Origin of the sequence: Methylorubrum sp. Q1 (assembly GCF_004683995.1) — a bacterium.
Classification (GTDB): domain Bacteria; phylum Pseudomonadota; class Alphaproteobacteria; order Rhizobiales; family Beijerinckiaceae; genus Methylobacterium.
This window is the reverse complement of sequence record NZ_SRHQ01000023.1, coordinates 1-20,541: the sequence shown is the minus strand read 5'-3', so window position 1 is coordinate 20,541 and position 20,541 is coordinate 1. Positions and strand designations below refer to the sequence as shown.

Annotated in this window: 18 protein-coding genes; 8 read left to right on the top strand and 10 right to left on the bottom strand. The window is 68.7% G+C overall.

From position 1 onward, the window contains the following. The first annotated feature begins 305 nt into the window (after nt 1-305). The 5 genes from E4V01_RS19790 (at nt 306) to E4V01_RS19770 (ending at nt 4,311) form a co-directional block, all read left to right on the top strand. Entirely contained in the window at nt 306-1,238 is a 933-nt protein-coding gene (locus E4V01_RS19790) for a helix-turn-helix domain-containing protein (RefSeq protein WP_060770873.1), read from the top strand. Between the two features lie 210 nt (nt 1,239-1,448). Beyond that, a complete protein-coding gene (locus E4V01_RS19785) occupies nt 1,449-1,925 on the top strand; it encodes an Hsp20/alpha crystallin family protein (protein ID WP_060770874.1) in 477 nt (158 codons plus the stop codon). A 20-nt stretch (nt 1,926-1,945) separates the two neighbouring features. After that, a complete protein-coding gene (locus E4V01_RS19780) occupies nt 1,946-2,755 on the top strand; it encodes a Crp/Fnr family transcriptional regulator (RefSeq protein WP_245517618.1) in 810 nt (269 codons plus the stop codon). A gap of 75 nt (nt 2,756-2,830) precedes the next feature. Then, nucleotides 2,831-3,643 carry a universal stress protein gene (locus E4V01_RS19775; RefSeq protein ID WP_060770876.1) on the top strand — a complete coding sequence of 271 codons (813 nt, stop codon included), beginning with the start codon at nt 2,831-2,833 and terminating at the stop codon, nt 3,641-3,643. Nucleotides 3,644-3,861: 218 nt separating this feature from the next. After that, nucleotides 3,862-4,311, top strand: coding sequence for a host attachment protein (locus tag E4V01_RS19770; protein WP_135299509.1), 450 nt, complete (start codon nt 3,862-3,864; stop codon nt 4,309-4,311). Nucleotides 4,312-4,341: 30 nt separating this feature from the next. Here the strand turns inward: E4V01_RS19770 and E4V01_RS19765 are convergent, their stop codons facing one another. Both E4V01_RS19765 and E4V01_RS19760 read right to left on the bottom strand, forming a co-directional pair. After that, nucleotides 4,342-4,668 (bottom strand): BON domain-containing protein, encoded by a 327-nt coding sequence (locus E4V01_RS19765; RefSeq protein WP_135299508.1) that lies wholly within the window; start codon nt 4,666-4,668, stop codon nt 4,342-4,344. A 32-nt stretch (nt 4,669-4,700) separates the two neighbouring features. Next, nucleotides 4,701-4,925 carry a hypothetical protein gene (locus tag E4V01_RS19760; protein WP_060770879.1) on the bottom strand — a complete coding sequence of 75 codons (225 nt, stop codon included), beginning with the start codon at nt 4,923-4,925 and terminating at the stop codon, nt 4,701-4,703. A gap of 268 nt (nt 4,926-5,193) precedes the next feature. On the opposite strand from E4V01_RS19760, the gene E4V01_RS19750 reads away from it, so the two are divergent. Further along, nucleotides 5,194-6,054 (top strand): universal stress protein, encoded by an 861-nt coding sequence (locus tag E4V01_RS19750; protein ID WP_135299507.1) that lies wholly within the window; start codon nt 5,194-5,196, stop codon nt 6,052-6,054. 679 nt (nt 6,055-6,733) lie between these two features. Here E4V01_RS19750 and E4V01_RS19745 read toward each other — a convergent pair. The 3 genes from E4V01_RS19745 to E4V01_RS19735 form a co-directional block, all read right to left on the bottom strand. Further along, nucleotides 6,734-7,423 (bottom strand): helix-turn-helix domain-containing protein, encoded by a 690-nt coding sequence (locus tag E4V01_RS19745; protein WP_135299506.1) that lies wholly within the window; start codon nt 7,421-7,423, stop codon nt 6,734-6,736. Nucleotides 7,424-8,007: 584 nt separating this feature from the next. Then, nucleotides 8,008-8,616: a response regulator FixJ gene (fixJ, locus tag E4V01_RS19740; RefSeq protein ID WP_060770883.1), complete on the bottom strand. Its 609-nt coding sequence runs from the start codon at nt 8,614-8,616 to the stop codon at nt 8,008-8,010. A 3-nt stretch (nt 8,617-8,619) separates the two neighbouring features. After that, complete coding sequence (locus E4V01_RS19735; protein WP_135299505.1) at nt 8,620-10,155, bottom strand: sensor histidine kinase; 1,536 nt, start codon at nt 10,153-10,155, stop codon at nt 8,620-8,622. A gap of 345 nt (nt 10,156-10,500) precedes the next feature. Between E4V01_RS19735 and E4V01_RS19730 the strand changes: the two genes are divergently transcribed. Further along, nucleotides 10,501-11,361: a universal stress protein gene (locus E4V01_RS19730; RefSeq protein WP_135299504.1), complete on the top strand. Its 861-nt coding sequence runs from the start codon at nt 10,501-10,503 to the stop codon at nt 11,359-11,361. Nucleotides 11,362-11,579: 218 nt separating this feature from the next. After that, entirely contained in the window at nt 11,580-12,635 is a 1,056-nt protein-coding gene (locus E4V01_RS19725; protein WP_135299503.1) for an HD-GYP domain-containing protein, read from the top strand. Nucleotides 12,636-12,749: 114 nt separating this feature from the next. Here E4V01_RS19725 and E4V01_RS19720 read toward each other — a convergent pair whose 3' ends face one another. From E4V01_RS19720 to E4V01_RS19700, 5 genes are all read right to left on the bottom strand, one after another. Then, nucleotides 12,750-15,500, bottom strand: coding sequence for an ATP-binding protein (locus tag E4V01_RS19720; RefSeq protein WP_135299502.1), 2,751 nt, complete (start codon nt 15,498-15,500; stop codon nt 12,750-12,752). Nucleotides 15,501-15,605: 105 nt separating this feature from the next. Beyond that, nucleotides 15,606-17,027, bottom strand: coding sequence for a TadE/TadG family type IV pilus assembly protein (locus tag E4V01_RS19715; RefSeq protein WP_135299501.1), 1,422 nt, complete (start codon nt 17,025-17,027; stop codon nt 15,606-15,608). A gap of 278 nt (nt 17,028-17,305) precedes the next feature. After that, nucleotides 17,306-17,914, bottom strand: coding sequence for a TadE/TadG family type IV pilus assembly protein (locus E4V01_RS19710; RefSeq protein ID WP_060770888.1), 609 nt, complete (start codon nt 17,912-17,914; stop codon nt 17,306-17,308). After that, nucleotides 17,911-18,450, bottom strand: a complete 540-nt coding sequence (locus E4V01_RS19705) for a TadE/TadG family type IV pilus assembly protein (RefSeq protein WP_193763248.1) — start codon at nt 18,448-18,450, stop codon at nt 17,911-17,913. Before E4V01_RS19705 ends, E4V01_RS19710 begins: the two co-directional genes overlap by 4 nt. Nucleotides 18,451-18,892: 442 nt before the next feature. After that, a complete protein-coding gene (locus E4V01_RS19700) occupies nt 18,893-20,014 on the bottom strand; it encodes an NAD(P)-dependent alcohol dehydrogenase (protein ID WP_135299499.1) in 1,122 nt (373 codons plus the stop codon). Nucleotides 20,015-20,541: the final 527 nt, after the last annotated feature.

Here is a 20,541-nt window from a genome sequence, read left to right as displayed (position 1 = left end):
GTATTCGATGAATGATTGGATAAAGGCGGCTGAAATGATCCGGAAACCAGCAAACACCGATTATTGATGCATTTTAGACCGCAATGCCGTATTTAATTACGGCATTCGCGAGGCAGCTCTGCCTTCAGTATGTGTATCGGCGCTCATTTCAATAATGAGCCGAATGTGCGGCCGGCAACAATTTAGTGCGGTGACGAGCCGCAACTCCCTTTCTCAGAGACTGCCCGGACATGTCGAGGATACTTCGAAGCTGCTTCGATCCGCCGACGGATCCTGTCGCCTTGCGCGAAGCCTGGATGGGGGCCATGTCACCGCTCTTCCAGGCCACCCTGCCGAGCGGGCGCCTGTTGTCCGGTCCGATCACGATGGACAACTATCATCTCGGTGATCTGCTCGTCGGCGAGGTTCGGGCGCCAGCCCAGATCCTGGAGCGGACGCCGCGCATGGTGGCGCAACAGGGCCTCGATCATCTGTTGCTTCAGTTCTACCATTCCGGAACCAGCCGGGTCGAAGTGGCTTGGGGCGAAACCGATGTCGCCCGGAACACCTGCGTCCTGTTCGACCTCGCCCAGCCGGCGACCGTGGTCGCCGAGCCGGTCCACGCGACCAATCTCCTCCTCCCGCGCGCCCTCGTCGCCGAGAAGGTGCCGAATCTCGAGACGCTGCACGGCCGCGCCTTCGATTACGCGACGGATCGCATCAGCCGTCTGTTCTTTACCTGCGTGCGCGAACTCGTGGACTGCGTCGATGTTCTCGAGGTCCACCAGCTTCCGCATGTGAGCCAAGCCGTGGCGATGCTCGGCAGCGCCTGCCTGCGCGGGCAGGTGGCGGATCGGCCTGCGAGCGAAGTGCAGCTCAGCATCACGATCCGCCAATACATCGAGAAGGAACTGGCCTCGCCGGGCCTCGATGCCGAGACGCTCGCGCACCAATTCGGCCTCTCCCGCGCGACCCTCTACCGGCAATTCGCCTCGGAGGGCGGCGTGCAGCGCTTCATCCGCGAACGGCGCCTGCTGCGGGCGATGAAGATGCTGACGCAGGCCGGCCCCGCGGGGCGCCCGCGGGTCTCCACGGTCGCCTATGCCACGGGCTTTGCCGACGAGAAGACCTTCAGCCGCGCCTTCAAGCGCCGGTTCGGCTTCCTGCCGCGGGAGACCGAGATCGGTTCCAGCGTCTGGGGCCGGACGGCCGAGGCGCAGCCGGTTCTCCAATCGTGGCTCAAGGAACTCGCGGCGTGAGATCCCGTCGGTGATGCGTCGGCGTCAAGGCCGGGCGATCCGAGGGACGCTCCGACGGGTGACGGCCGGCTCCGGGGGATGTTCTCGACGACAGGGGTGAGCCGGCCACCAACATGGCCGCCTCCCGCTTGATCCATCTCAACGCCGAGCCTGCGCCCGGACGGCAGTCTCTCCCGAACGGCCGACCAGCCGCATGACGGGAGATGATCCATGAATCTCAAATCGCTCCTCACCCTCGGTCGCCACACCCACGCGCCCTCGACCGACGCGGGCGCCGCGGCGCCGCCCCTGCAGCGCGTGGCGGAGCAGATGTTCGGCGATCTGCGCTTCGGCCTTCCGTTCTTCCAGGGCGGCGCCGCGCCACGCATGGATGTCGTCGAGAAGGATGGTCGGGTCGAAATCACCGCCGAATTGCCCGGGCTCGCGCGTGACGACGTCCGGATCGAACTGGCCGACGACACCCTCGTCATCAGCGGCGAGAAGCGGCAGGAGCGGGAGGAGACCGAAGGCGCCCGCAAGGTCACGGAGCGCGCCTACGGCGCCTTCGTGCGCGCCCTGGAACTGCCTGCCGGCATCAAGGCCGAGGACATTCAGGCGAGCATGGACAAGGGGATCCTGACGGTGACGCTGCCCAAGGCGGCGCTGACGCGGCCGGAATCCAAGCGCATCGACATCAAATCGCCTTGAGGACGGCTCGGATGCAGTCGATGACCCCACTGACGTGGCTCGTCCGGCGGCTGGACGAGGCCGCCCTGCTCGGCGAGGCGGAGCGCCGGGCACTCCTCGCCCTCGCACCGCAGGAACGGCTGGTACCGGCCCGGGCCGACATCCGCGACGGGCAGAAGGCGGGGGGCGCGCACCTGATCGTGCACGGCGTCGCCTGCCGCACCGCGATGCTATCCGACGGCACGCGCCGGATCCTCGCCCTGTACTTTCCCGGCGACCTCTGCACCTGGGACCGCGGCGCGGCGGACCCGTTGCCGGGCGCCATCGAAACCCTCTCCCCCTGCATCGTCGCCGACATCCCGTCCGGCACCATCGACAGCCTGATCCGGAGCCATCCCGGCATCGAGCGGGCGCTGTGGTGGCTGACGCTCGTCGAACTCGGCATCGGGCAGCAATGGCTGATCAATGCCGGCCGGGAGGCGGAGCGGCGGATCGCCCACCTCATCTGCGAGGTGTGGGCGCGGTCGCAGGCCGCCGGCCGGGACCTAGAGGAGTGCTTCGCGAGCGGCGTCCGGCAGGCGGTCATCGCCGACATCGCCGCACTCTCCACCGTGCATGTCAGCCGGGTGCTGCATGCCCTCCAGGCCGCGCGCCTGATCACCCTGAACCGCGGCGCGGCGGCCATTCCCCAGCCCGCCCCGCTCATCGCCTTCGCAGGCTTCGACCCCGGCTACCTGCACCTCCCCGATCACGCCGCGCGGGCCAAGCCGGAGCACAGCGCGGGGATACGGCGCGACCCGGTTCCCTGGACCGGATCGAGCATGGATTTCGGACACGAGTCGCGAACCTGACCGCGCTTGCTCCGAATCACGCTCGGCACGATGCCGCGCTCCCGCCCGTCACCCTCGTCCGGCAGGAACTCTCTCATGACCTATGCCAGCATCATGGTGGCCGTCGATCTCGGGACGGAGGCGCGCGACCGCGTGCGCCTCGCCGGCCATCTCGCCGACGACTTCCGCGCCCGGCTGATCGGCGTCGCGGCGGAAGAGGCCTCCTATGCCGTCCCGCCCATCGGCCCTGTACCGGCGAGCGCCTACGCGCTGGCCGCCAACAGCGAACTCATCCTGAACGATCTCAAGCGGGCCCATGCCGTCTTCGAGGAGGCGGCGGGCACCCGCAGCCGCATCGAGTGGCGCTCGAATCTCGACTTCCCGCTGCCGTTCCTGATCGGGCAGGCCGCGGCGGCCGATCTCGTCGTGGTCGGCCGCAAGCCCGCATCCGGCCCGCCGCTGTGCTCGGTCGATCCGGGCGATCTCGTCATGCATCTCGGCCGCCCGGTCCTGGTGGTGCCGCCCGACCTCGACCACCTCGACGTCCGACGGGTTGCGGTCGGGTGGAAGAACACCCGCGAAGCCCGCCGTGCGGTCAGGGACGCGCTGCCGTTCCTGACGCGGGCCTCCCGCGTCGTCGTGGTCTCGATCGACGACGGAGAGCGCGCGGACGACACGGCCGACGTCGTCGGGTTCCTGCAGGCTCATGACATCGAGGCCACCGCGATCCGCAAGGCAACCGGCGGCAGCGCGACCTCCCTGGCCCTGGTGGACGCAGCCGCCGAGCAGGCTGCGGACCTGATCGTCATGGGCGCCTACGGCCATGGCCGCCTGCGCGAATGGGTCTTCGGCGGCGTCACCCGCGATCTCCTGGCCGGCGCACCCGTCTGCTGCCTGCTGAGCCACTAGCAGGCTGCTGCAAAAGTCTCGGGGAGGAGTGAACCATTCTCTGGAAGCCGATTGTCGATGCCGGGCCGTGCGGCAGCCGACGCTTCATCCCGTCAGCACGCCTCACGCTCGGCGCGAAGTTCGACCGAGCTGGAGATGATCGTTCGACCGCGTCAGACTTTTGCAGCAGCCTGCTAAAAGCCGCATCCGGCCCAGAGCCGCCCGCCCGGAGCCGCCCGATGACCGAGTCTTCCAACCTCAAGATTCCCCACGGGGGATACGTCGTCGTCGGCGACGGCCGCCGGGCCCTGGTGCTGCGCAACGAGGGCCACGCGCTGCACCTCGCCCTTCGCGTGCAGCATCTCTTCGAGGCGCCCCCCAACCCGCCGACGCGCGAGCAGGGCACGGACCGGCCGCCCCGCGTCCGGCAGGGGGAGCGCCGCAGCGCCATCGAACAGACGGATTGGCACGCGATCGCCGAGGCGCGCTTCGCGGAAGAGGTCGCGGCCGCGCTGGACCGCATCGCCGACGCGATCCCCGCCCTGATCGTCGTCGCCCCGCCGCGCACGCTCGCATCGTTGCGGCAGGCGCTATCCGACCGCCTCAAGCGCGTCGTCATCGCCGAGATCGACAAGGATCTGACCAAGCTCTCGATCGAGGAGATCGGGCGCCGCCTCACCGATGCGTGACGCGGCCGTCCCTTCGATCGCAGGGTCCGATCAGGCGGATGTCAGCCGATCCTCGACGGCGGACAGGCCGGGAGCCGACCAGGCCGCCGGCTCGCACCACGTGTGGTGGTCGGGCGGCGTCGCCTCGCCGCTGCGGGACTTGTCCGGGTAGCGGACCTCGATCTGCTCGACCATGGCGCGGACGCCGCGAACCCGCAGCGTGACCCGCCCGGCGATCCCCTTCTCGGCGCAGTTGCGCACATGCCCGCGGAGCGTCAAGACACCGCTCTCAACGGTGACGCCGATCTGCGCCGCATCGATCATGGGTGCGAGTCCCAGCGCCGCAAGCACGTGTCGGCGCACGGTGATGTCGTCCATCTCCCGCCTCCTCGCTTCAAGGTTTCAGGCGTTCAGAAGGCCAACCAGAACAGCGCGATCGTCACCACCGAGGCGGTGGCGGCCAAGCTCAGCGCCTGCAGGCTGCCGATGGTCCGGTAGCGGGCGATGTCCCTGACGACGCCCGCGGTCGCCGGCCTGCCGGTTCCGGCCGCCGTCTCGCCGCGCGGCACCGGCCCGGCCGGCGCCCGCACGTAGCGCACCGTCTCGATTTCGATGGATCGAAGCACCACACTCATCGCTCGCTCCCGTCTTCGTCCGACGGTCGCCATCCTGCCGCGCCGGCGGCACGACGCCTTGATTCACCTCAAGGCGACCGCAGTCGAACCCGTCATCATCGCCTCGCGGGAGAATTGGCCGAGCGGGGGCCTGCAAGGCGTGCGCGTCGCCCGGAGAGCCGGAACCGGATCTGCCCCGACGGGATCGCCCCGGGGTTCTTGCGCTGGATCAAGGCGGATGCGGGTCGCTCCGTCACTCTCCGGGCGGTGTTCGCCACCGGAGCAGACCATGCCGAAGCCGCCGCCCGTCGCCCTCACGGGCATCCGCGACATCCTCGTCGGCCTGACCGAGGAGGGCCGTGGGGACGAGGCCGCGAGCGCACTCGGCATCGGCCTGTCGCTCGCGGGGATGGCCGGCGCCCATCTCACCGTCCAGTCGGCGGCCCGCCGCCTGACCATGGTCGGCGGGTCGGGCTGGGGGTTCGTCAACGATCTCGTCGCGCAGGAGAACCGGCGGTTGAGCGCCCGCGCCCGCGCCATCGCCGAACGCGCCGCGACGGATGCCACGCTCGAGGGTGTGACCTGCTCGATCGAGGCTCCGGCGCTCGCCTATCCCGAACTCGTCGGCCGCCTGACCGCCCGCGCCCGGCTCGCGGACCTCACCATCCTGGACGCCGAAGCGCGGGAGGTCGACCTCGATCGCGACCTGATCGACGGAGTCCTGTTCGGGAGCGGGCGGCCGCTCCTCGTGGTGCCGCCGGGTTGCGACACGTTCTCGGCACGGCGGATCGTCATCGCCTGGGACGGCAGCGCCCAAGCCGCAAGAGCCGCCAACGACGCGCTGCCGTTCCTGCGGGCGGCCGAGTCGGTCGAGATCGTCTCCGTCGTCGGCGAGAAGGATCTCTCGACCTCGGTCGCGGGCGCCGAATTCGCCCCGCACCTCGCCCGCCACGGTGTCGACGTCTCGGTGACGAACGTACCGGTCGACGGCGACGCCGCAGAGACGCTGAGACGGCAGGCCGGCCTTCTCGGGGCGGAGATGCTGGTGATGGGCGCCTACCGGCATTCACGCCTGAAGGAATGGTTCCTCGGCGGTGTCACGCATGCGCTCCTGACACGCTCTCCGGTACCGCTGTTCCTCGCCCATTGATCGCCGAACCGGTGTTCGAGACGTGGCGACGCGTCCTCGCCGATGCGGCCGTGACGAGGACGCGCGGGACGATGGGAAAGGTCTCCCGAGTGACGACGTACCCGCAGATGTCCTCCGCATCGCCGCCGACGGGAGCGCCATCGACAGTGTTGTCGCGGATATCAGCTCCGGGCCGATGCTCGCATCGGAGATCCTCGCTCGGCTGGGCCGGGGAGGGCGCTGCCACACGCACCGGAGCCTCGGATCGGGCGGGAAGCCCCGGCCTTCCGGGGAGAGCGGCCGGAAACGGGCACGCCCGGTTGCCGGAGACGCGCGATGATCGCGGCGGTGGCGGACGGCGCATCCCTGTACGCGGCGGCCGCGCGCTTCGGGGTGAGCGTGGCGAGCGCGAGCCGCTGATGCCGGCAGGCGCGCGAGACCAGCAGCCTCCCGCCCAAACCGCGCGGCGGCGACCGGCGCCCGCACACGATCAAGGCGCATGCCGAGGCGATCCTGGCCGTCTACGAGGAACGGCCGGCACTCCTCCTGACGGAACTGCGCGCCGTCCTGGCCGGGCGCGGGATTCCGATCAGCGAGAGCAGCCTGTCGCGCTTCTTCCGGGACCGCGCCATCAGGCGCGCGGACCACGGATCACGCGGCCGGGCGGCGGCCGGACACGAAAACCGGGCATGAGGCCGTCTCAATTCTCGATCACATGGCGGAGGCGGGAGCGGTGAAGCGTGATCTGCCGACTCCCGGAGCGCCGCAGCGCCCCGTTCTCCTCGAGTTGCGAGAAGGTGCGCGAGACGGTCTCGATGGTGAGGCCGAGATAGTCGGCGATATCGCGCCGGGTCATCGGCAGGGCGAGCGTCCCGGTGCCGCCAAACCGCCCGTCGACCTCGATGAGAAAGGCGGCGACGCGCTCCTGGGCGGAACGGCGACCGAGCAGGAGCATGAGATCCTGGGCGTCGCGCAAGCTGGTCGTCGCCATGCCCCAGAGCTGGCAGGCGACCTCGGCGCTGCGGGTGGCGGCCCGCTCGATCTGCCGCCGCTGGAAAATCAGCACCCGGGTGTCCGAGAGCGCCTCCGCCGTGTGCCAGTGGGTGTCGCCCTGCTCGAACCCGAACAGGTTGCCCGCCAAGTGGAAGCCGGTGATCTGGCGCCGGCCATCGTTCAGGATCTTGTGGGAGCGCACCGCCCCCTCGACGACCCGGTAGACGAACTCGGCGTCCTCGCCCTCGCCGTAGACCTCCTCCTCGCGGGCGTAGGAGAACGGTGTGCCGACGAGATCGGGGCAATCGGCGAAGAGGCCGCATTCGTGGATGCTCATGCGCGGCGTGCGCGCACCCGGAGCGACCGGAACGGATCTCGGCGTCGGCTTCGTGCCCATCGGTTCGCTCCTCATCCGTCTCGACGAGGTGAGAGTGGTCGCGCCAAGGCGCCGACGAAATTCCGGATACTCTCTTAAGTAGTTCTGCTTAAGGACAGCTACTTAGGGATGCATATCGTCTCGCCGCCTCGCCAGCGGTTGCGCGCATGGGCACGGATCAGGCCTGGGATCCTGCCGGTCCCATCTGCCGTCAGTGGGCGTCGCACGAATCAGGGACGGACCGCAATTCCATGTATCATGCGAGGTCGATTGCGCAAGATCAACGCCGTAACGCGCACGAGCTGTCAGCCTCTGCATCAGCCGGAGAAGGGAAGGCGCACGCCGTGTCCCCTCACGTTGCGCCCTGGGCCGATCCGCGCAAGCCGCCGCGCCCGCAAAATCCCGCGGCGGGCTGTCTCTCTCGCCCCTGGATGCAGGGCGGCGGGCCACTCCCGCCATCGGCGAGCCAACCCGCGATCCCGTCGAGGGCAACCGGTGTCTCGATCCGCGACATCCCGGCGGCGCGGGCCCGCATTCGGATGGCCGTCTCGGGAGGATCAGGAAGGCGGCAACGCGGCCATCCCGTGATCGACCGCGAGCCCGCCTCACACGAAGCCGGCGAGCACGGCCCAGCGCACCAGTTCCTGCAGGCTTCCCGCCCGCGTCTTGGCCATGACCTTGGCCCGGTAGATCTCGACGGTTCGCGGGCTGATCCGGAGCCTTCGCCCGATCTCCTTGCTGGTGCCCCCGGTCACCAGATGATCGAGAACCTGGCGCTCGCGCTCGCTCAAGGTCGCCAACCGCCGCATGAAGTCCTGCAGGATCGGGTCGGCCGAGCCGTTATGCCCACCCTGCTCCAGGGCGGCCTGCAGCGCCCGGAGGAGCGCCTCGCCATCGAACGGCTTCTCGATGAAGTCGCACGCCCCAAGCTTCATTGCCTCCACCGCGAGCGGCACGTCCCCGTGCCCCGTCATCATCACGATGGGAAGCGTGTGACCGGCCGAGCGGAGGGAGCGGAACAGTGCCAACCCGTCGAGGCCGGGCATGCGGATATCGGTCAGGATGCACCCCCGGAGCGGCTGCGTGAGTCGCGCCAGCAAGGCCGTTCCCGCCTCGTAGAGCCGCACGTCGAAGCCGGCCGTGTCGAGGAGGAACGCGACCGAGTCGCGCATGGCGGGGTCGTCGTCCACGACATGCACGAGGGCAGGGGCCATGGGCTACCGCCCTCTCTCGGGTGCGGTCGGCAGCGTCAGCCGGAAGGTCGCCCCGCCCGCGGCGTTGGACTCGACCCAGAGGCGGCCGCCATGCGCCTCGATGATGGTGCGGGAGATCGAGAGCCCGACGCCCATCCCGGCATCCTTGGTGGTGATGAAGGGCTGGAACAGCCGGTCGGCCACCTCCTCGGCGATACCGGGGCCGGTATCCGACACCGCGACCTCGGCCAAATCCGGCGAGACCCGCCGCGTCGCGACGGTCAGCTCGCGCCGGCTGCTGCGCTGCATCGCCTCGCAGGCGTTACGCATCAGGTTGACCAGTACCTGCTGCACCTGAACCCGGTCGACCAGCACCGATCCGACCTGCGGATCCGGCACGACGTGGGCCGTGATGCCCTGCTCGCCGGCCGCCGCCAGGGTCAGGGCGCCGGCCTCCTCGATCATCGTCGCGACCGGCTCGACCCGCTTCTCCGTCTCGCCACGGGCGACGAATTCCCGCAGGCGGGCGATGATCTGCCGGGCCCGCAACGCCTGCTCGGCCGCCTTGTCGAGAACCTCCTGTGCCCTGGCGATGGTCTCGGGGTCGGGATGGGCGAGGAGGCGGCGGCAGCCGTTGGTGTAGTTGGTGATGGCGCCGAGCGGCTGATTCAGCTCGTGGGCCAGGGTTGTCGCCATCTCGCCCATGGCGCTCAGGCGGGAGACATGCCCCAGCTCGGACTGGAGTTCCTGAAGCCGCGCCTCGGTCCGCCGTTGCGCGGTGAGGTCGTTGATGAAGCCGGTGAAGAAGGTCCGCTCGCCCGAATGCATCTCGCCGATGGCCAGCTCCATCGGAAAGGTCGAGCCGTCATGCCGTCGCCCCGTCACGCACCGCGTGGTGCCGATGATGTGGCGCTGGCGCGTCCGCCGATAGCGCTTGAGGTCGGCAGCATGTCCATCCGGCATCAGGATGCGGACGTCCGGCCCGATCGCCTCGCCGGCCGCGTAGCCGAAGAGGCGTTCGGCCGCCGGGTTGAGCGAGTGGATCAGCCCCGCCTCGTCGAGGACCACCATCGCCTCCGGCATCGTGTCGAGGATCGAGCGGAGATGGGCCTCGCGAGCGCGCAGCTCCGCCTCCACCTGCTTCTGCTCTTCGATGCTGAAGACGACCCCGCGGTGCCGGCGGGGCCGGCCCTCGGCGTCGAGATGCACCTGCCCCCGCGAGCGCAACCAGCCACCCCGCCCATTCGGCGGCACGACACGGTATTCGATCTCGTAACTGCCGCCGTCCCGCAGCACGCTCTCGATGGCGTGAGCGCGGGCTTGGCGGTCGTCCGGGTGGACCAGATCCTGGGTCGCGGCAAAGCTCGTCAGTCGTTCGGATGGAATGCCGAAGAGGCAGCCGCAGGTCTGCGAAGCGGTGACACGGCCGGTGGGAATGTCCAGCGACCAGATGCAGACACCGACCTCGTGGAGGGTCTCCCGGAAGTCCTCGGCCGTCAGCGCTTCACCGCCCACCTGAATCGCTTCAGCCGCGGCCATGGAAAGCGTCATCGATTCCATCCCGGAATTCTCTGCGTAGGATTCTGTGATAGTTTTTGAATAAATTCAAATTGAATTATGTCATTTGATAAATCACGAGCCAATCAATCAACTCGCACCGGAAGATTTTAATCTATTCCCTAAGCGTACCGCAATTTGTACCTGCATTGATAGTCACAACGAGAAATGAATTCGCTGGTTCCTCAACGCCGAGACGGCTTCATACAACCTCCCGCCTCTGGAATGGCACCACCGACGATGGTGGTATCCCCCGTTTGATCCCAGAGGAAAAATCCTTTGCGTTGAATCAAGGCCGTCGGGCGCCCGCCGCTCCAACGATGGAGCGGTTCAGACCGGAGTCCTGCCATGTCCCACCCTGCCTCATCCGCGCTCACCGGCATCCGCGACGTCCTCGTCGGGATTGCCGTCGAGAACGAAAGCGACAGGGATTCGCCGGCCATCGGCTACGGCCTGTCACTGGCCAGGGACGCAGGTGCCCACCTCACGCTCCAATCGGCGGCCTGGCGGCTCTCGGGCGACAATCGCTGGATCAGCGGTTTCGACGACGGTAGCGTCGCGGATATCGACCGGCGCCTCGATCGGCTGGCCCGCGCCATCGCGGACCGCACCGCGGGTGATGCGGCGCAGGCGGGCGTCGTGTGCACGACCGAGACGCCGAGCCTGCACTATCCGGCCATCATCCAGCGGCTGGCGGAACAGGCACGGCTGCACGATCTGGCGATCCTGGATGCCGAGGTCTGGACCTGCGACCTCGACCGCGAGGCGATCGAGACGACCCTGTTCAAGAGCGGTCGCCCGGTCATCGCGGTGCCGCCGGGGCACACGGGCTTTTCCGGCCGCCGGATCATCGTCTCTTGGGACGGAAGCGCCCAGGCGGCGCGGGCCGCCAACGACGCGATGCCGTTCCTGCGGGCGGCCGAGGCGGTCGAGATCGTCTCGATCGGCGACGCGGCGGATATCCGCGATTCGGTGCCCGGGGCCGAGTTCGCGCCGCACCTCGCGCGGCACGGGGTGAACGTCACCGTCAACAACCTGCCCGTCTCCGGCTCCATCGGCGACACCCTGCGGAGCCAAGCCGGTCTGTTCCGGGCCGACCTGATCGTGATGGGCGCCTACCGCCATTCCCGCGCGCGCCAGTTCTTCTTCGGCGGCGTGACGCGCTCGCTGCTGCGAAGCTGCCCCGTTCCGCTGTTCCTGTCCCGCTGAGGGCCTCTTCGACCGGGCCCCAACCGGCGCCGATTTCTGGCGTTCCGCCAAGCTTTCGCTAACGCTCACGCACGCGGCGGTGACCGCATCGGCGGACGAACGGAGCCGGCTTCACCTTTCAGCAACGGACGGGGCTGTTAGTGGGCCCGTCCACCATAGGGTTGCCGTCGAAGCGCCCGGCTGGGCGCGGGGTGCCGACAGGCCTGGGACAAAGCTCGATGCTCGCTCTCGTCCTCGACGATGCCGAGATGAACAACCTGGTGATGGTCGCCTCGTTGCGGCCGCTCGCCGGCTGCACGCCGCAGGCCTTCACCGTGCCGGCCGAGGCGCTCGCCTTCGCGGCGATGCGGGCGTCCGAGATCGGCGTCGTCATCACCGACTACGAGATGCCGGGCATGAACGGCGTCGAATTCATCCGGGCGGTGCGGCGCCTTCCCGGCCTTACCAACGTCCCCACGGTCATGGTGACGAGCCACGACCAGCGGAGCCTGCGCCGCGAGGCGCTGGAGGCGGGGGCGACCGACTTCCTCACGAAACCCGCCGACGCGGTCGAGATCCGGGCCCGCGTCACGAACCTGCTCGCCCTCTCCGCGGCCCACCGGGCGCAGCGCGACCATGCCGCGCAGCTCGCCCGCGAGGTCGCGGCGGCGGTGGCCCTGGTCGAGGAGCGCGAGCGCCAGATCGTCTCGACCCTCATGCGCGCCGCCGAGCACCGCGATTCCGACACCGGCGATCACATCGCCCGCGTCTCCGCCTATGTCGGGCTGATCGCCGAGGCGATGCGGATGCCCGCATCCGATGCCCGTCAGCTCTGTCTGGCCGCGACCATGCACGACGTCGGCAAGATCGCCGTGCCGGACGCGATCCTGCTCAAGCCGGGCGCCCTCACCCCCGAGGAGCGCCGGGAGATGGAGCAGCACGCCGACCGGGGACGGCGCATCCTGGGCGGAAGCGATTCGCCCGTCATGCGGCTCGCCGCCGAGATCGCGGGAAGCCACCACGAGCGCTGGGACGGGACCGGCTACCCGTATCGCCTGAAGGGCGAGGCCATCCCCCTGTCCGGCCGCATCGTCGCGGTGGCCGACGTCTTCGACGCGCTGACGACCCAGCGTCCCTACAAGCCGGCTTGGTCACCGGAGCGGGCGCGGGCCTTTCTGCAGGAGAACGCCGGCTCCCACTTCGACCCGGCCATCGTCGAGGCGTTCCTGAGCCGCTGGGCCGACGTCCAGACCTTCCTCGATCTCGGCCGCGACACCGCATCCGCGGCCGCCTGATACGGCTTTTCGCGCGACCGAAGCGTCAGAGCGGCTCGGCGAGCCTGCTCGGCCCGACAGGGACCGGACACGGCATCGGCGTGACACCTTGTTCGTCACAGGCTCATCCGCCCCTCAGCCGGCTTCGCGCTGCCCGCCGCTCGCGTGAGCCATCTCGGTCTGTTCGCCCTCGGTGCTCCCGGTGGGCACGTCGAGACGGAGGTGGAGCGCGCTGACGGTGCGGGTGAGCAAGCCGTCCAGGCCGGACGCCGCGTCGGCGAGGCGGGTCAGGTCGCCGTCGCGTGCCGTGCGCTCGATGGCGCCCGCACGATCCTTCACCTGCACCGCGCCGATATTGGCGCTCATCGACTTGAGGCCGTGCGCGGCGCGGGACACGGCCGGGGCGTCGCCGCGGGCGAGGGCGCCTTCGAGCTCCAGGAGCGCCCGAGGCGCCTGGGCGATGTAGAGGCGGAGGATGCGCGCGAGGAAGTCGCGGTCGCCGAGTTCTTCCAAATTGGCGATCGTCTGCTCGTCGAGCAGCACATCGTCCGAAATCCGCGGCGGCGGCGCCTCCGACGTCACGATCTCCGCCAGGTCGCGGAGGGGCGCGGCCTGCAGATGCTGCGCCAGCAGGCCGCCGAGCTGCGCCAGCGTGAACGGCTTGGCGAGCATGCCGTCCATCCCCGCCGCCTGCCAGGATTCGGCGCCGTCGCCGACGACATGCGCGGTCAGGGCCACGATCGGCACGCGGTCCGCCCCGTCCCGCGCCTCCCGGGCGCGGATGGCGACGGCGGCGCTGAACCCGTCCAGCACCGGCATGCTGCCATCCATCAGGACGAGATCGAAGCGATGCGCGGCGGCCGCCTCCACCGCGGCCCCACCATCCTCGACGCAGACGATGTCGTGGACGCCGAAGCGGCCGAGCGCTTCGGCCGCAACCTCGCGGTTGACGGCGCTGTCGTCGGCGAGCAGCACCCGCGCGCCGGCAAAAGAGGGCAGGGCGGAAGCAGCGCTCTCGTCGGCTGCCGGGGCCTCGACGGCGAGGGCCGTGCCTTCGGCGAGGGCGGCCAGCAGCGGGCGCCACTCGGCCTGGGCGAGGGGCCGGCGCAGCACGGCGTCGGCGAGGCCCGCTCGCATGAGTTCGGGCCCGGAGGTGTCGCCGATCGGCACCAGGGCGATGACCCGGCCCGCACCCTCCGGGCGGCGACCGCTCGCCAGAAGCTCCGCCGCCTCGACGATCCAGTGACCCTCCCCGGATTCGGCGGGATGGAAGCCCGCGGCCTGAAGATCGGCCGTGAGCGCGGCGCGCGTCGCACCGCCGAGCGCGCCGAGGCGGAAAGCGGCGGGCAGAGCGGGTGCGCGGCGGAGGGCGGGCTCGGCGCCCTCCGCGCCCTCGACAGGGATGCGCGCCCAGAACGTCGAGCCCTCGCCGAGGCGGCTCTCGACGCCGACGCGGCCGCCCATGGCGACGATCAGGCGCTCGGCGATCGACAGCCCGAGCCCGGTGCCGCCGAAGCGGCGCGCGATCGACTGGTCGGCCTGGGTGAAGGCGGTGAAGATCCCCGACAGCCGGTCCTGCGGGATGCCGATGCCGGTGTCGGACACGGCGAGGCGCAGGACCGAACCGGACGCGTCCCGCTCCATGTCCATCCGCACCAGGACATGGCCGGTGGCGGTGAACTTGAGCGCGTTCGAGACGAAGTTGCCGAGCACCTGCCCGAGGCGCACCGGATCACCGAGGAGGGAACGCGGCACGTCGCCGTCGATTTGCGCCGCGAGGTCGAGCCCCGCCGACCGGGCGCGTTCGGCAAACAGGGTGACGACCGTGTCGGCGACGTCGCGCGGGCTCAGGGGGATCCGCTCCACCTCGAGGCGGCCGGCCTCCACCTTCGCGAAATCGAGGATGTCGTTGATGATGGCGAGCAGGGATTGGCCGGAGCGGGCGATGACCTTGGCGTAGCGCTGCTGGCGCGGCGGCAGGTCGGCCGAGGCCAGGAGTTCCGCCATCACCAGCATGCCGTTCATCGGCGTGCGGATCTCGTGGCTCATCGTTGCGAGGAAGACGGACTTGGCCGCGTTGGCCTCGTCGGCCGATTGCTTGGCCTCGATCAGGTCGTGGGTCCGCAGCCGGATCTCTTCTTCCAGGCCCGCATTGTAGCGCGCGATCGCCCGGTCGCGCTCGTTCACGGCCCGCAAGAGGTCGTTGAAGCTCTCGGCCAGCGCGCCGACCTCGCCGCTGCCGGCCTCCGCGCGCCGGGAATAGTCGTGGCCGAGGCGCACCCCATCCATGGTCCGGGCGAGCGCCGCCAGCGGCCGGGTGACGCTGCGCTGCAGACCCATCGAGACGGCAAGCCCGAGCGCCAGGGCGAGCAATCCGGCGAGCCCCGCCGTGAGGCCGACCTCCGTGACGCGCTCGGCCAAATCGCGGTTATCCGAGACCAGGACGACGCGGCCGATGGGGCGGGCGTTCTCCAGGATCGGAACCGAGACGCGCAGTGTCCGCGTCGTCACGAGATCGAGCGGCGAGACGGAGCCCTGATCGAGATCGATGTCGTTCGAGAGGCGCAATCCGATGCCCTGCTCGGCGAGGATGTCCCCGTCGGCCCGCTCGACCGACGCGTAGACCAGGGCCTCCCCGTGGGCGATCGCCCGCAGGGTGCTCTGCGCCGCCGCCTCGTCGCCCCGGGCGGTTGCCTGCGCGGCGCTCGCGGCCAGGATCTGCGCCGTCATCCGAAGAAGATCCCGCTTGGCCGCCGCGTAGCGCTCGACCTCGCGCCAGGTCGACAGACCGGTCAGGAGGAGCAGGGCGATGGCGACGGCGCTGGCCACCGCCAGGGCCAGCCGCCCGGACAGCGAGCGGATCGGGTTCGAGAGAGGCGCGCACACGGGCTATGTCTCGCAGCAAAGGTCTCGCGACGGGGCGGATCGGTGCTCCGGCACGGATCGCGATGGCGAGAGCGTCGTCCTGGATACTCGATCGAAGACGATGCTCTATTGGCTGATGACGAGCCGCCCCGAGATCGGGCCGACCCCCTTGGGGATCGGGACGCTCGAACGGTTGTAGTCCGCGTTGAGGTAGAGGTTCGGGCCCTCGTAGAGATTGATCTGCTGGGCCACGACGACGGTATAGGCGGAGAGATCCGCCACGGGCCGCTGCGAATCGATCACGAGGCGGCCGGCCGGCAGGTAGATGGTCCCGAGCATGGTGCGGGTGTTGTCGCTGATGATGCGGTAGGTCCGCATCGGCTTGCTCGTGCCGAGCGGCGGGGGCGTCGGCCTGATGATGTCGCCGAGAAGCATGTCGACGGCCTGCACCGGATCGATCGACAGGGTAACGGAGGGGTCCTCCGCCATCAGGAGGCCCGCCATCGCACCCGTCGTCGGCGCCGACAGATCGACGGTCGTCTTCTTGTCGAAGAGAAGGCCGCTGTTGTTTCCGACGAAGTAGAAGCCGACATCCTTGCCCGTCATCGTCGCATTCTTGTCGACGATGAGCGGGCCGTCCTTCATGACGTAGATGCCGGGCCGCAGCGTGACGACAGCATTCTTCGTGATGTGCAAGCCGCCGCAATAGGTGCCGGGATCGAGGGTGAGCGACTCCGCGATGACGTTGCTGCCCTTGCTCTTGCCGGTCAGCAGATCGGCAAGACGGAGGGTCTCAGGAAAGTTGACGCAACTCCCGACCGGCGGAGCCGGCCGGTTGCGGAGCGGGTCCTCGATGACGGGACAGCTCGTCTGCGGGTTGGGCGTGAAGTTCGCCCGGTCGTCCTTGAAGCCTCCCGCGGAGCAGATCGTCTGCGCCCGGGCGAGCGCGCCGTCGCGACCGACCATTCCCGAACGGCTGATGGAGTTCGAGTAGAGGGCGCAATCGTAGGCCGTGACCTGCGCATTGCGCTCCAGGTTGAACGCACCCGCCGCGGCGGGATCGAGCGCCAGCATGCACAGGCGCATCCGCCCCACGACGCTCGCCCGGGCGCGCGCCGCGATCGGGATCGAAGCCATGCCGACGAAGCCCCCGAACGTGAGCTTGATGACCTGTTGGGCGCGCGCCTCGACACTCGTCTTGTCGGGGGCGACAGTGACTTGGATGGAGACCGGGGCATCGGCGCCGGCTCTCGCCTCGGCCTGGATCGTCTGCGTCGTCAGGCCGACGATGGATTCGCTGCTCGACACGACCAGCTTGAGGGCGTTGCCGCCAGCCAGCACGCCGGCATCGACTGCGCTTTGCAGATTGGTGCGCGCGGAGGCGAACCGCACGTAATCGATCGCCCCTCCGACCAGGCCGATCAGGGTGGAGCCCGCCAGCGCGAAGATCACCGCGACCGAGCCGTCGCTCTGCCGGCACAGGCGCGCGAAGGGCTGCCTCCACCGGATCGTGCGCTTCGATCCTCCGTTTCCGTCCCGCGCCGCCATCGTGACTGTTGCCCTGTTGCTGGCTGCGTCCCTGTCCGAAGGGATAATTCTCCCGCGTTAATGGGATCTATTGCGCAAGGACGGTGCAGTGCTCGTACGGTTTACGCACCCTTCACGACACGAAGCCTTTCCTTCGTCGCCACGGAAGGCGAACTCTCCCGATCGGCCCGACAACGCGATCGGATGATGCGGTCCGGATCAAGTGTCTCTCACGAAACTCCCGCAGCACCGTCATCGCCCGAGAGAGAAGGGTCAGGGATCGGGAGCTTTGTGAGGCACTAAGGCGGACATGGCTTTCCGCCCGGCAAGACAACCTCGGCCTGTCCATTGGTTGCGATCCCGTCGCGCACCGGCCAGGCGGCCTTGCCCGTGAAGGTCAAGCTGTTGAGAACCGGAAAGAAGGAAAACAGCGGTCGATAGGACAGCCGCGTTTCGGCCATGACGAAGCGGTCGCCTTTCGAGGCCGTCCCCGCCGGCGGCGGCCCGATATCGGAACCGACGATGCGCGCCTTGTCCCCCCGTTGGACACTGGAGCAGACCCTGGCCACGAAGTCGTTGCCCACCTTGTAGACGCCGCCCGCGGTCAGCACGATGCTGGTTCCAGCCAAGCTGTAGGGGGCGGCCACGACCTGAGCGGCCGCGAACACGTCGTTGATGTCAGCGTAATCGTTCTTGGAGGCAAGGTCGGCCATCGCGATCGTGGCCTGGGCCAGACGGTTGTTGGTCGCGATCGTCCTTGGAATCTCGATCGTTGCAATGAACAGAATCACGAGGACCGGCGCGACGAAGGCAAATTCGATGGCGCTCACACCGCCTTCGGCCCGACCGAACGCATGCATGGTCGCTGCGATGCGCCGTCCTGTCCAGAGGTGCCTCCACGACCTCATGCACACGGCTTGTCCGCATAATCCTCCGTGCGGAAGACAGCCGTCGCCGTGAGGAGTTGCTTGCCGCCGGGCATGCGCTGGCCGGTGAAGTCGAGAAAGCTGAAGGGGCGCAAGATCGGCACGGCGGCACGCAGGACATGGATGCCGCCGCCCGATGGACAGGTGAACTGCGTACCGAACCCGGCTGCCCAGTCGCCGCGGCTGACATCGTAGGCTGGCGCGATCCGCTTGATGGCGAAGGTGGTGGTCCGCACGAGATCGACCCGCATCTCATCGCATTGGTAGAGCCGGATGCCCGTGCCGCAGAGCAAACCACGCAGGTACTGCGCCGGGTCGGCGCCGTTCGCCTCCTCTTGGAACGTCCCCGTGCGGAGCAGGCGTGCCGCCCGCTGAACCGAGAGATCGAACTGCTGCTGGGCGAAAACGAAGAGCGAAGCCTCCGCGATCACCATCATCAGGACGAAGAGCGGCAAGATCACGAGCGAGAGCTCGACCGCAGCGATACCACCCACGTCGCCGATGAACCGCGACTGCAGTGTGCCCGGCGCTTGGTGGGGTCGATTGTGCGAGGCGGAGGAGGAGGGTTTCAATAACGTCGTCTTCGCTGATGCCGCCTCTGTACAGCCCCGACACCGTCGTGAAACATTTAGGCAGAGATTACGCTCGTCTGCCAATGATACGACGGGACGCGTTTACGCTCCGTGAATGCGGGCAGGACGATTGCGCAAACCAATGCAGCTTCAGACACGCCAAGAGGTCATTCCGCTTGAGGCGTGACAGGAGCGGGTAAAGGTGGAATCAGCTCACCGCCAGAATGCCCGTCAAACGGCCTGAGGAGTCTGTCAGCCGCCAGCCGACGCGGCTCCGGGCGGGGAGGGCGCGCGGTCTCTCGGCGGCGCGCCCGGATCCTCGGGAACCGATCTCCTGCGTGTCATGTTCTTGGGTGCCGGGCTTCACCGGCCCCCACGCAGCGGCGGATCAGGGCGTGATCGCGACCTTCAAGACGCCGTCGCGCTGGTGCGCGAAGAGGTCGTAGGCCTCCTCGATCGCCTCCAGCCTGAAGCGGTGCGTGACGAGCGCGCGGGCATCGATGCGGCCGGAGGCGACGACCGACATCAGGCGGCGCATGCGCTCCTTCCCGCCGGGGCAGAGCGTGGTGATGATGGTGTGGTTGCCGAGCCCCGCCACGAAGGGGCCGAGCGGGATGCGCAGATCCTCCGAATAGACGCCGAGTGAGGCGAGCGTTCCGCCCGGGCGCAGAACGCGCAGGGCGGCCTCGAAGGTCGATTGCCGCCCCAGCGCCTCGATCGCCACGTCGACGCCCCGGCCGTCGGTGATCCGCATGATCGCATCGACCGGATCCTCCTTGGAGAAATCCACGATCTCGTCCGCGCCCATGCTGCGGGCGACCTGCTGGCGCTTGGGCACGCATTCCACGGCGATGATCCGCGTGGCGCCCATCAGCCGCGCGCCGGCCGTGGCGCAGAGACCGATCGGCCCCTGGGCGAAGACCGCGACCGTGTCGCCGATCCGCACGCCCCCGCTCTCCGCCCCGGAGAAGCCGGTCGACATGATGTCGGGACACATGAGAACCTGCTCGTCGTTCAGATCGTCCGGAACGGGGGCGAGGTTCGTCATGGCATCGGGCACGAGGAGGTATTCGGCCTGGGAGCCGTCGACGGTGTTGCCGAAACGCCAGCCGCCCATGGGCTTGAAGCCGTACTTCGTGTCCGGACCGTCCTGCGAGAGGCAGCCGCAGAGGCAGGCGGCGCTGTGCCCGGACGGCGTGATCGCGCCGGCCACCACCCGCTGGCCCTCTTGGAACCCTTGGACCGCGCTGCCGAGTCGCTCGATGATCCCGACCGGCTCGTGGCCGATCGTCAGGCCGCGCGCGACCGGGTACTCGCCCTTGAGGATGTGGATGTCGGTGCCGCAGATCGTCGTCGTGGTGATGCGAATGAGAGCATCGAGCGGCCCGATCTCGGGGACCGGCTTCTCATCCAGCACGATGCGCCCCGGCTCGACGAAGATCGCCGCCTTCATGCGCGCCGCGCGGGCTCGGTTGCGCTCGGTGATACGGGTTTCGGCCTGACCGTTCATGCCCTGTCTCCATTCAGGGCCCCCCGAACCTCAACTCGCGAGACGACGGAAAGTTGTGCGACCGCCTTCGCGCGCCACGGCTGATTGTGCGTGTCGGCACGTCTTCCACTCGGCCGCCGGCAGGCGATGCGGGGCGCCGGATCGACCCGGTGCGGATCATCGGCCGCTCGCTGTCGGATTCGGGCCCTGCTGCGCGTCTTGGCACATACGTTCGGCGTACGAAGGAGCTGGTGGGCCCGGCAGAAGAGCAATAATTCAACGAATCCAAGGCCGATTAGCATAGATGCGGGAGAAGTGCCCCGCTGAGCGGAAACGGTTATTTTCAGTCGCCCCCGCACCTCGATTACGCAGTCCTAGCACTACTTTGGCATTCTTGCCTGAAGAGCCATGATGGAATTTCGTGTAGATTTAAACGGCGTCGGAATCCTCTGGTTTGAAGCGCCTGAGATTGCAGAATGCTTGGACTATTTTCCTGCCTGTCGCGTACATTTAGGTCAGAATACCCCTTTGCCAAAGTAGTGCTAGTG

What these genes read in the sequence shown, in the direction of transcription:
- E4V01_RS19790 (WP_060770873.1), top strand. Translation starts at nt 306, where the DNA reads ATGTCACCGCTCTTCCAGGCCACCCTGCCGAGCGGGCGCCTGTTGTCC.
- E4V01_RS19785 (WP_060770874.1), top strand. Translation starts at nt 1,449, where the DNA reads ATGAATCTCAAATCGCTCCTCACCCTCGGTCGCCACACCCACGCGCCC.
- E4V01_RS19780 (WP_245517618.1), top strand. Translation starts at nt 1,946, where the DNA reads ATGACCCCACTGACGTGGCTCGTCCGGCGGCTGGACGAGGCCGCCCTG.
- E4V01_RS19775 (WP_060770876.1), top strand. Translation starts at nt 2,831, where the DNA reads ATGACCTATGCCAGCATCATGGTGGCCGTCGATCTCGGGACGGAGGCG.
- E4V01_RS19770 (WP_135299509.1), top strand. Translation starts at nt 3,862, where the DNA reads ATGACCGAGTCTTCCAACCTCAAGATTCCCCACGGGGGATACGTCGTC.
- E4V01_RS19765 (WP_135299508.1), bottom strand. Translation starts at nt 4,668, where the DNA reads ATGGACGACATCACCGTGCGCCGACACGTGCTTGCGGCGCTGGGACTC.
- E4V01_RS19760 (WP_060770879.1), bottom strand. Translation starts at nt 4,925, where the DNA reads ATGAGTGTGGTGCTTCGATCCATCGAAATCGAGACGGTGCGCTACGTG.
- E4V01_RS19750 (WP_135299507.1), top strand. Translation starts at nt 5,194, where the DNA reads ATGCCGAAGCCGCCGCCCGTCGCCCTCACGGGCATCCGCGACATCCTC.
- E4V01_RS19745 (WP_135299506.1), bottom strand. Translation starts at nt 7,423, where the DNA reads ATGGGCACGAAGCCGACGCCGAGATCCGTTCCGGTCGCTCCGGGTGCG.
- fixJ (WP_060770883.1), bottom strand. Translation starts at nt 8,616, where the DNA reads ATGGCCCCTGCCCTCGTGCATGTCGTGGACGACGACCCCGCCATGCGC.
- E4V01_RS19735 (WP_135299505.1), bottom strand. Translation starts at nt 10,155, where the DNA reads ATGGAATCGATGACGCTTTCCATGGCCGCGGCTGAAGCGATTCAGGTG.
- E4V01_RS19730 (WP_135299504.1), top strand. Translation starts at nt 10,501, where the DNA reads ATGTCCCACCCTGCCTCATCCGCGCTCACCGGCATCCGCGACGTCCTC.
- E4V01_RS19725 (WP_135299503.1), top strand. Translation starts at nt 11,580, where the DNA reads ATGCTCGCTCTCGTCCTCGACGATGCCGAGATGAACAACCTGGTGATG.
- E4V01_RS19715 (WP_135299501.1), bottom strand. Translation starts at nt 17,027, where the DNA reads ATGGCGGCGCGGGACGGAAACGGAGGATCGAAGCGCACGATCCGGTGG.
- E4V01_RS19710 (WP_060770888.1), bottom strand. Translation starts at nt 17,914, where the DNA reads ATGAGGTCGTGGAGGCACCTCTGGACAGGACGGCGCATCGCAGCGACC.
- E4V01_RS19700 (WP_135299499.1), bottom strand. Translation starts at nt 20,014, where the DNA reads ATGAACGGTCAGGCCGAAACCCGTATCACCGAGCGCAACCGAGCCCGC.